The 11,043-nt window shown below is 42.2% G+C and carries 7 protein-coding genes and 1 pseudogene; all 8 read right to left on the bottom strand.

Going from position 1 to position 11,043, the window contains the following annotated elements:
* Positions 1-46 precede the first annotated feature (46 nt).
* Positions 47-2,008 carry an ABC-F family ATP-binding cassette domain-containing protein gene (locus DXA60_RS03275; RefSeq protein WP_199536179.1) on the bottom strand — a complete coding sequence of 654 codons (1,962 nt, stop codon included), beginning with the start codon at positions 2,006-2,008 and terminating at the stop codon, positions 47-49.
* A 159-nt stretch (positions 2,009-2,167) separates the two neighbouring features.
* Positions 2,168-3,289: a glycerate kinase family protein gene (locus DXA60_RS03280; protein ID WP_117919510.1), complete on the bottom strand. Its 1,122-nt coding sequence runs from the start codon at positions 3,287-3,289 to the stop codon at positions 2,168-2,170.
* 105 nt (positions 3,290-3,394) lie between these two features.
* The gene (locus tag DXA60_RS03285; protein ID WP_117919475.1) at positions 3,395-4,327 is read right to left on the bottom strand and encodes a TrmH family RNA methyltransferase; all 933 of its coding nucleotides are present in this window, start codon (positions 4,325-4,327) and stop codon (positions 3,395-3,397) included.
* 86 nt (positions 4,328-4,413) lie between these two features.
* Positions 4,414-4,896: a GNAT family N-acetyltransferase gene (locus DXA60_RS19885; protein ID WP_442969708.1), complete on the bottom strand. Its 483-nt coding sequence runs from the start codon at positions 4,894-4,896 to the stop codon at positions 4,414-4,416.
* Between the two features lie 21 nt (positions 4,897-4,917).
* Positions 4,918-5,755: pseudogene (locus DXA60_RS19890) on the bottom strand (ATP-binding cassette domain-containing protein); the annotation flags it as partial.
* A 530-nt stretch (positions 5,756-6,285) separates the two neighbouring features.
* Positions 6,286-9,087: an ABC transporter permease gene (locus DXA60_RS03300; protein ID WP_117919482.1), complete on the bottom strand. Its 2,802-nt coding sequence runs from the start codon at positions 9,085-9,087 to the stop codon at positions 6,286-6,288.
* Positions 9,088-9,148: 61 nt separating this feature from the next.
* Positions 9,149-9,865 carry an ABC transporter ATP-binding protein gene (locus DXA60_RS03305; RefSeq protein ID WP_006857030.1) on the bottom strand — a complete coding sequence of 239 codons (717 nt, stop codon included), beginning with the start codon at positions 9,863-9,865 and terminating at the stop codon, positions 9,149-9,151.
* Positions 9,866-10,051: 186 nt separating this feature from the next.
* Complete coding sequence (locus tag DXA60_RS03310; RefSeq protein ID WP_117919484.1) at positions 10,052-10,954, bottom strand: hypothetical protein; 903 nt, start codon at positions 10,952-10,954, stop codon at positions 10,052-10,054.
* Positions 10,955-11,043 lie beyond the last annotated feature (89 nt).

Genomic DNA, 11,043 nt, shown 5'->3' on the forward strand with positions numbered 1-11,043 from the left:
AGGACCAAAAGTTCATCCAAGAACTTTGGGTCCAATTATTTCATACTCACTCCTCCTCAAATTCCGCAAGTTCGGTCTCCGTCTCAAGCATCCGCTCTAACAGACTCTCCTGGTTCTTTTCCTCTGCGTCAAGTGCATTCTGCAGTTCCATCAGCTTCGGATAGTCACTGGCAAGCCCCGGATCCATAAACTGCAGCTTTATTTCAGCAAGTTTTTCCTCGCTCTCCTCTAACATTTTTTCATATTTTTCTAACTGCCGCTGCAGTCTCGAACGGATTTTGCCCGGATTGTAATAAGTTTTTTTGTCAAATACATCCGTTAAAGTCGGCACATCTGTGTTTGTTTTTGCGGCACTCTGCGATATGTTCTGCACTTTTCTAAAGATCTCCGTGTCTTTTTGTTTTCCAGCAAGATACTCCTCATAATTCATCGGATACTGTTTCACACCACTCTCTGAAAACTCCAAAATCCCGGTTGCGATCCTGCTGATAAAATAACGGTCATGTGAGACGAAAAGTACTGTTCCCTCGTACTCTCTTAACATCTGTTCTAACGCCTCTTTTCCAACAATATCCATATGGTTCGTCGGCTCATCTAAGATCAAAAGATTCGGTTTGGTCTGCAGCATTTTACAGAGTGCGAGACGGACTTTTTCTCCGCCGGAAAGCTGTCCCATCTTCTTTTCTACATCTTCTCCGGAAAATAAAAATCCCCCCAGTGCACTGCGGACTTCCTCCCTCATATAGGAAGGATATTCCTCCCAGAAATTTTCAAGCACGGTCTGATCTTCCCGGAAATGCTCCTGCACTGCTTTCTGCTGGTCAAAATAACTCCATTCTACATTTTGTCCAAATGAAAATTCACCACCTAACGCAGGCAGTTCGCCGACTAAGGTTTTCAAAAGTGTGGATTTTCCTTTACCGTTCTCCCCAATGATTGCAAGTCTGTCTTTCTTTTGAAGCAGAAATGAGACTTTACTTAAGACGGTATCGTAACCGATCTCAAGATTTTTGGCATGAATCACATTCGTGTAGCTTTCCATGCGCGGTACATATCTCGCATGAAATGCTTTCGTATCAAAATGTCTCGGCTTTTCGATTTTTACCATGTGTTCGATCGCCATGCGCTTTGAACGTGTCGCCGCCACTTTCGTCGGCGTATTTTTCCATTTTTCGATCCAGTCCGTCAGACGTTTGATCTCCTTTTGCTGCTCCTCATAGTCTTTTTCCTGTTTGATCAGTGCCTCTTCTTTTTGCTTCATAAATGCCGTGTAATTGCCGGCATAACGCTTGATCTCATGATATTCGATCTCGTAGGTCACATCGATCACTTTGTCTAAAAACATACGGTCATGTGAAACAATGATGACCGCCTTATCATAAGTCTTTAAATATCCTTCTAACCACTCGATTGTCGGAAGATCCAGATGGTTGGTCGGCTCATCGAGCAGCATGATATCCGGACGTTTTAACAGCAGTTTGATAAATGCCACTTTCGTCTGCTGTCCACCGGAAAAACTTCCGATCGGGCGTTTCAGATCTTCTAACGCAAACCCGAACCGCTGAAACATAGTCTCCATATCCTGCTGCCACGAATATCCCCGCATTGCCTCCATACGGCTTTGTAAGTTGTCATATTCGCGCAAAAGCTGTTTGTCTGCGGAAGTTTTCATCTCATTTTCAAGTTCCCGCATCCGCTTTTCACACGCAAACACCGGTTCAAATACTTTCTTGATTTCCTCTTCCACGGTCACATCTTTTTCCGTAAAATTAACCTGACGCAGGAAGCCAATCTCCTGTTTTCCTGCCATCGTAATACCACATTCCTCATCGCTGTCTAAATTATTCATCGAAATATCGCCCGCGATCAGACGCAGCAGCGTGGTCTTTCCACAGCCGTTTCGTCCTACAATGGCGATTTTTTCTTTATCATGCACCTCAAAATTGACATCACGTAAAATCACATCTCCGCCAAACTGCACGAGGGCATGACTGATCTTATATCTCATGTTTATCTCCATTCCTGCGTAAAATCTTACTTTTACACTAACTCCTCTATCTTTGATAGACTACCTACCTTCTAACACCAGCCGAAGTAAACGAATCATATTAACCCCTTTCTTGCGTGTGAAAAAATGTATTTTCACACAAATCTCCATTCTTTTCCCTCACAGCAGCCGAAATACCTGCTCTGCCGTGGCGGCTATATTTTCCATTGCATTTTCTTTTTTCATTGCTTCTTCTAATGTTGTCACGCCTCTTACGATCGGGAAAAATGCATCGATTCCCGTCCGGTTACAGACTTTCGCTTCGGATGCAACGCTCCCTGCAAATGCGATGACTTTCGCATTATATTTTTTTGCCAGCGCAGCAACACCGGCCGGTGCTTTCCCCATGACCGTCTGCGCATCCAGACGTCCTTCTCCGGTCACCACAACATCCGCATTTTTCATTTTTTCTTCCAGACCAGTTGCCTGCAAAATCAGTTCCACACCCGGTATTAATTCTCCCGCAAGATACGAAAGGAATGCATATCCGAGTTCTCCCGCTGCACCAGCGCCCTCACAGTCCGCAAAGTCACAATCCAAACTTTCTTTGGTCACATCCGCATAATGTCTCATTGCTTCATCGACCTGCTCTTTCTGTTCTTCCGTCACACCTTTTTGTGGTCCAAATATGTAAGTTGCACCCTGTTTGCCGCAAAGCGGATTTTTCACATCACAGGCAATCTGAAATTTTGTACCGGAAAGCAGCGGATTTTTATTTTCTGCCCGGATTTCTGCTATCTTTGCAAGCGCAGCCGCGCCCTCCCCCACATCATTTCCGTTTTTATCAAAAAACTCAAATCCAAGTGCCTTTAACATTCCGATGCCGCCATCGTTGGTTGCACTTCCGCCGATCCCAATAATGAATTTTCTGCTGCCGCGTTGTAAGGCATCTGCGATCATCTCCCCCACTCCATAGGTAGATGCACGCAGCGGATCTTTCTTTATCACAAGCGTGATTCCCGCAGCAGATGCCATTTCCATGACAGCCGTTTTTGTCTCTTCTAAAAAACCGTAATAACACGACACTTTTTCTCCAAGCGGTCCTGCCACGGTAACCGGTATTTTTTCTGCTCCCAAGCCTTCGATCAGTGCATCCACGGTTCCTTCACCGCCATCTGCGAGTGGACTTAAACATACTTCTGCATCCGGCTTTGCCGCAAGAATCCCTTTTTTAGCGGCATTTCCAGCCTCCATGGAAGTCATGCTTCCCTTAAATGAATCGATTGCAATTACTACTTTCATATAAATCTCCATTTCTGCGCTGCTTTCAAGCGCATCACAAGTTTGTGCGAAGCACAAATCTTGCGTGTGAAAAATGTTATTTTTCACACTAACCTCCATTCCAGACTATCTTTTCATCCCAAGCTGCCAGAACGCCACCGCGCTTGCTGCCGCCACGTTCAGTGAATCCACACCATGTGTCATTGGGATTTTTACCGTATAATCACAGTCCGCGATCGTGTGGTCTGCCAGTCCGTCACCTTCCGTTCCGAGAACGATTGCTAACTTTTCCTCCGCCATCATTTTTTCATCATCTATACTCACGGAGTCATCCCGAAGTGCCATTGCCGCCGTTTTATATCCCAGCTTATGCAGCACATCCATCGCACCGTCCGGCCAGCATGCATTTTTATCAAAATATGTCCACGGTATCTGGAATACTGTTCCCATGCTGACACGGCTTGCTCTCCGGTACAGCGGATCTGCACAGGCTGGTGTCAAAAGAACTGCATCCATTCCAAGTGCCGCCGCAGAACGGAAAATTGCTCCGACATTTGTTGGATTTACCACATTTTCCAAAATTGCAACACGCCTTGCATTCTTGCAAAGCTGCTCCACCGAAGACAGTGCCGGACGGTACATGGCACAGAGCATGCCGCGTGTCAGCTGATAACCGGTGATCTTTGCCAGCACCTCGATTTCTGCCATGTAGACGGGAATCTCACACTCTGCTGTGCAGACTGGAATATCATGCTCCGCCGCCATGCTTGAATTTCCATTCTCTGCTTCCATCTTGTCTGTCTGTTTGATGTCCTGGCTTTGTAATTTTTCGCAGCGCGCAAGAATTTCTTTTGCCTGTGTCTTTACATGCTTTTTTTCCATCAGAAATGACATCGGCACACAGCCGGCATCTAAGGCACGCTCGATCACCTTCGGACTTTCCGCGATGAAAATCCCCGGCTTCGGCTCAAAATAGTGAAAAAGCTGTGCTTCATTTAAATTGTAATAAATCTGCAGCTCCGGGGCATCCAGATTTTTGATTTCTATAATATTTATCATTGTGTTCCTCTTTTCTCTCCTGTATCAGCGATTGAGCATATGGCAGATAAATTCATTGATTATACCATGTGCAAAATGGCTTATGATCAAATTTCAAGCCGGAAAAGAATTCTTCCCTCCTCAAACTCTCCCCAGCAGTTTACCGGAGGCTCTTTCGTTTCCTTAAATCCACAATCCGAATGCATTTTTATTGATGATAAATTACTTTTTCCTATAATGCAATCTATCTTTTTTGCGCCTGTGCCTTTCAAAAACTCCGTTACATGACGTATCAGTTTTTTACCATATTCTCTGTTTCTCTTCCCCGGCATCGTTTCAACTGCCTCAAGGAACCATTTTCCCGACTCTGACTCAACTGCCCTGAGTCCGCTTACCCACTGTTTTTCGTCAGTTTCAATGAACACCATCTGCTTGGGATTCTGGATAAACTCCTTTAAAAATGCCGCATATGATGCCTCCATTTCATCACGATCTTTAAATTCCCCCTCCATATCCTCCATGGATTCTGCATATAATAAAAACATTTTTTCTATTACCTGTTCATTAACATTTTCAATCCGTTCTAACATTTTTATCCTCCTCTTCTGACCCTCCGAAAACTCTTCGAGTCTTTTCGCAAATTGTACACACTCCATATCAAGCTGGCGCAATAATGTAAAAAATAAACTTTCTTCTAAATTTCTTTCCCTGCAAAACGCTCTGATGTCCCCCTGCAAAAAGCTGGTATCCTGATTAATATATGACACCACCAGATTAGACGCTGTTCGAATTTCTCCGTCTGTCACGAACAATTTTTCATATCTGCTGCCTGATTGCTGCAAAATTGTCTTGATCAGCGTCGATTTTCCACATCCGTTTTCTCCATGTAAAAAGACTCTCTCCCCATGCATCAGTTCGAATGTGAGATTTTTCAATGTATCACTTTCTGCACCTTCATACCTCACCGAAAGTTCCCTGCATGAAATCAGACGTTCCTTATGATAGGAAAGCGGCATAAGTTTTAAACTGACCGGCTGTTCAATATCCTGCAAAAGCCCTTCTTTCTCCTGTATTTCCCGCTCCATCCGGCGTTCATACTGTGTCACACGGCTCTGCACCTCGATCGTCTTTCGGTTTAAAACCAGCACATGATCAACGCAGGCATCTAAAATATCCCTGTCATGCGATACCAAAATAAACCCTTTTTTGCCGCACAGATATTCTTTCACACATTCCCTTGCATGCATATCTAAATGATTTGTCGGCTCATCGATCAGCAGAAAATCATTTTCCACGCAGCAAATTTAAAAAAGTTGTTTTTCCTTTTCCATTTCTCCCGATCAGACCTAACTTCCAGTCCGTATCAATCCCAAAAGATACGTTTTCAAAAACCGTATCAAAACTTCCCTCATAACCATATGTGAGATCTGTTACCTGAATCTGTGACATAAAAATCTCCCCATTTCCCTTCCATACAAAAAATCCCATGCTGCCATGGGATTTTTCTTACACCTCACATATTTTATGATCACATCTGGCAGACAATAGATTGCACATTGTAAGATAAAATCGATTATCCCGGACAACAAAATGTACGTTTCCGCCATTTTTTAACACAAAAAAGAGAGGATACAAGAATCAAATCCACTTTTGGCAACATGATATGCCGTACTGCACCTCTGCAATACTGCTGTAACTTCAGATTTACACAACATATCATGCACTTTATTCCTTATACCGGTGCAATATATGCCATGTATCATCCCGAATCAGCAGACAAACGTATGGCATATATGACACACATTCTCTTGCTGACTCTGTTTTCTTTCATGTTTCAAAAGTAAATTATCTCCGCATTGGTTCCTCTCCTTTAAATTTCTATTGCAATAGTAGCACAATGCCATTTTTAATGCAACCAAAAATTTTTACGAAAAATCTTTCGTTACCGGTCACACAATAAATATGCACAGCAGCAATCTCTACTCCACATTTTTGAGTGCCTGATCCATCGGGATCTTTTTGATACGCATAAAGTCCAGTATCATTACAAACAGATATCCGATCAGCACAAATGCAAACATTTTCACATATCCGGCTGGCTGGATCACAAATGCAAACCATCCACTGTAACTAAACAAGATCGCCTTCCATGCCAGATTCATAACAAATGCTCCAAGTACAACACTGACCGCATCTTCGATCACAACCACGATCGTTGTGGAAAGCAGATACAGGCTGGCGATTTCTTTATTCTCATATCCAAGAATCTTTGTCATTGAAATTGCATTCTCATTTTTCTCAATGATCAGTTTTGTCAGAAGATAGATCAAAACTGCGGAAAGCAGGATACAAAGTATCTGGAAATAATCCATATAAGATCCCATGGAATGATCTAACTGGTCACACATCTTTGTGATATCACGCTCGGTGATCACCGTTGCAATATCATCTTCCGACAGATCTGCAAGCTCTTCATTTGAAAAATATCCACTAAATGCCTCTTCATCCAGCTCAAATACCATGCGGTAATTTTCAATCGGCATAAATACTGCAATGTTTACGCACTGGTCATAAATTCCGGCTATCGTAAACGTATACTGTTTGTTTTCATATTTTTCATCCAGTGAAACGGTATCCCCGACATTAAGTTCATATTTTTCTGAAAATGATCTGGAAATATAAACTTCATCTTCCTGCAGGGACTGCATACCTTTTATTTCTACATACTTACTATTGTCTGAAATACCGTAAACAGAGACTTCCTCATCTATTACATCGCTTTTTTTCTGCAAAGAACACATACTGAATTTTTCTGCGTCTTTATTGTCCGTCGTCAGTACATTTCCATCTTCATCCTCAAAAGATTTCAGAACATACTGATACTTTGCAAACATCATATTTTTTGCATTTTCTTTGTAATAAGAAAGCGTATCCGGCATTCCCACTGCCATTGCAAGCATCACCATGATAAAGAAAATTCCCACAAACAGAATCAGATAATTTGCCACATTCTGAAACATGATGCGCAGACGGAATCTGTTAAAAAATTTAAAATGTGGCAGCCGCATTGCTTTTTTGCGTTTTGTTTTTTTCAGATCATGCCTCAGAAACTGTAACGGTGTATGCTGCATCATTTTAATAATGACGATCAGATTGACAATAAACATCAGCACGACCGGTATCAGGGTTGTCTTAAAAAATGCATCCGGATTCCAGATCGTCTCATAGGCCGGAAGGCTGTAACTGTTATAATACATGGATACCACAACATTTTTAAATACCGTATAGCCAAGCACATTTCCGACTAATGCGGAAATCAGGGTAACGATAACCGGCATAGACAGATAATGGCGTACCAGCTCCCCTTTCGTATAGCCGGACGCACGCAATGTTCCGATCGCAGATGACTCTTTTGTGATCGTATTGCTGATCGTAACTGCAAAAATAAATGCGATGATGACAATCAGAATATCAAGCAGTACACCTCCCATTGCCTCATCAGAGCCCATGTCGTCGGTTGCAAAATGAATCGCCGGATTCGCATATTTTGGCACATAATCTTCAATCTCATTGTCATTTACCACGGTCTGTGTGAGCAGTGCCCGCATAAAATCATCCGACTGGTTTTTCTCTTCTTTTTCATCTGACGGCTCATTTTCATACTTCCATGCATAATCGTAATGAATCGTCTTATGTAACTTTGCAAATCCCTCATCTGTTACCATTGCAACGTTAAACTTTAAGGCATCAAACATCAGATCCGTGCTTTTTTCGTGCAGTGTGGAATAGTTGACATATGCGATCAGACCAACGACCTGATATTTTTCTTCTCCGACTGTGATCTCATCGCCGACTTTTATCCCGACATTGTCGGCATGCATACGGTCAATGGCAATTTCATCCTCTTTTTCCGGGAAACTTCCGTCCATCAGGCATGCAAGATTGATATCATCTGTCTTTGCAAAAACACGGACTGTTCCATCCGAAGTTCCGTCGTTGTCATGATCTTCCTCTTCATCCCTGTAAAAATTTTCATACAGATGAACCGGAGTTTCCTTAAAATCAGGATCGTTCAATTCATATTTTTCTTCTGCATCCGCATATTTCTCGTTGATCTCATCTAAAACTTTATTCCAGGCTTCGTCGTATGCTTTCTCATATGCCTCGTCATGTGCCTCATCAAACGCTTTCTCATACGCTTCGTCATGTGCCTTAGGATATGCTTTTTCATATGCTGTATCATAGGCTTCGTTGTACTGCCCGGACTGTTTTGCCTGTGCCACTGCTGTATCAAGCATAACTCCCGCAGTTGTTTCATCAAGTCCCTGCGCCATCAGCATTTGCTTTATCTGTGCATTAAAAGAAACATCAAATTCTGACTGGAACTCTGCATCAAATTTTTCTTTAAATTCTGTTTCAAACTTCTCATCAAATTCTTTTTTGAACTTTTCTTCAAATTCACTATCGAACTTTTTATCCAGCTTCTTTTTTGCCTCATCAATGTAATACTGTCTGACATCTGCTTTATTGCCTGTCTTAATTGCATCAAGCAGTGTTTCGTCTGCTTTCTTTTTTAATTCAAAGTGTCCGTCTTCCAGCTTGTATCTGCCAACACCCTCATCAGCCGCTGTCATCATGCTCTCGTTTGCAACATACATACCGGACACAAAGCCGATCATCAGAATCAGGAACAGACTTACCACAAGATACTTTTTCCAGTCTCCTGTCAGTTCCCTCGGTATTCGTCTGATAAGCGGATTTTTGATTTTTTTCTTTTTCATACTATCTCCATTCTTGCGCTGTTTTTAAGCGCATCACAAGTTTGTGCGCCAGTACAGCTCCCTACCACTCCAGATCTGCCGCTGAAATTTTATGTTCATTGATATCGTTATGACGCACTGCCCCGTCACGGAGTTTAATGACATGGTCTGCCATATGCCGGATTGCCTCGTTATGTGTAACCATGATAACTGTATTACCATATTTGACATTGACATCCTCAATCAGCTTTAATATTTCCTTGGAGGTATTGTAATCGAGTGCTCCGGTCGGCTCATCACAAAGCAGGATATCCGGATTTTTCACAATGGCTCGCCCGATGGAAACCCTCTGCTGCTGACCACCGGAAAGCTGGTTCGGCAGTTTATGCCTGTGTTCATAAAGTCCCAGCGTATGTAACAGATCGTCAATATCGAGCGGACTGTCTGATAAATATGCACCAACCTCAATATTTTCCTTGACATTCAGATTTGCGATCAGGTTATACATCTGAAATACATAACCTAAATGTTTTCTGCGGTACTGTGTCAGCTTCTTCTCTCCGAGTTCTTCTAACTTATCGCCGTTGATGGAGATATAACCGGAGTCCGCACTATCGATTCCACCGATAATATTGAGAAGCGTCGACTTTCCGGAACCGGATGGTCCAAGCAGCACACAAAATTCTCCTTTTGCCACGGAAAAATTCATTCCCCGAAGTACTTCCTGTCGGGTTTCCCCGCTTCCAAACCCTTTTTTCAGATCAACAATTTCCAAAAATTTTCTTTCTTCTTCTGACATATGCTCCCCTTTCCCATTACAGAATTGTTCTTATATCCTTATCTATTCTGAATGGTGTTAAAGTCTTTTCTTACTATTGTTAGTGTTGTCTAACTTTTGTTTGTATTATATCACAGCTTTTCCAGATTACAAGCAAAAAGACGATTCCTTTTGTCAGAATCGTCTTTTTGCCTTACTATTATGTCTTTACTGTCTCTTTGACTGTAAATATTGTTCTATTTCTGAAACTGGCTTTCCTGTCACTTCTATGATTTTCTCTATTGTGAAACCGGACTTGATCATATTACAGATGATTTCTGCTATAGCTTTATCTCTGCCAATCTCGATCCCATCACTTTTACCAGCTTCATACTCTGCCTTTCGGAGTTTCTTTTCTTCCCACTCTTTATCATACTCTAATATACTCACCATCTTTACCTCCGAACGATTCTTCCGAAGAAATTCCACTAAAATTCCTTCTTTGATGCATTCCGTGATTGCCCTTTCAACTGCATCATTCAGATTCAGCTCTGATGCATATTTTCGGACTCTCGCAACATAAATGGCATATTCCTTCAACGTCTGGCACTGTTCCATCAGGTCTTTATTGTGTCCTTCGTTCACATTCAGCATCAGAACTTTTAACTCTAAATCCGGCTCTCCAGCCAGATGCTCATATGCTGATGAAAGTTTCAGTTCCATACGGTCTTCTACGTCATCGGTTCCATTGTAAAACACCATAAACTTCGGTGCCGGAATCTTCTGCAGCTTTGACGAATACAGTGACTTATCATTCAGATACTGCTGATACTCGATTCCAATATAGATCAGATCCCGCAATGGTATATTGGGATTGATCGTCGACTGATGTTCATAGAGATAAATATTCGTCTCTAACATAAATGCCAGGTCATTTTTCATTCCCATATAGATCGCGTTTTCCAACGTGACAATCTTAAGGGCTTCCGCATTCTGATAATGACTTCCGGTCACTGCGTTGTACAGGGATAAGAGATTTTCTTTCTCTGAAAACAGCATGCGGAATACAGTGTCTTTGTACTGACGGTTGGCTGTCGGTATCTTTTCTGATACCTGCTCGCTCTTCTTCATATTCAGTTCCTCCTGTGTGCAGGAGGCTCATCCAGATCTCCTGCTTTTCATTTTTGTGGATAAAAAGCATAGATTTCTGAAATGTTTTT

Origin of the sequence: Roseburia sp. OF03-24 (assembly GCF_003463035.1) — a bacterium.
GTDB classification, from domain to species: Bacteria; Bacillota; Clostridia; order Lachnospirales; family Lachnospiraceae; genus Roseburia; species Roseburia rectibacter.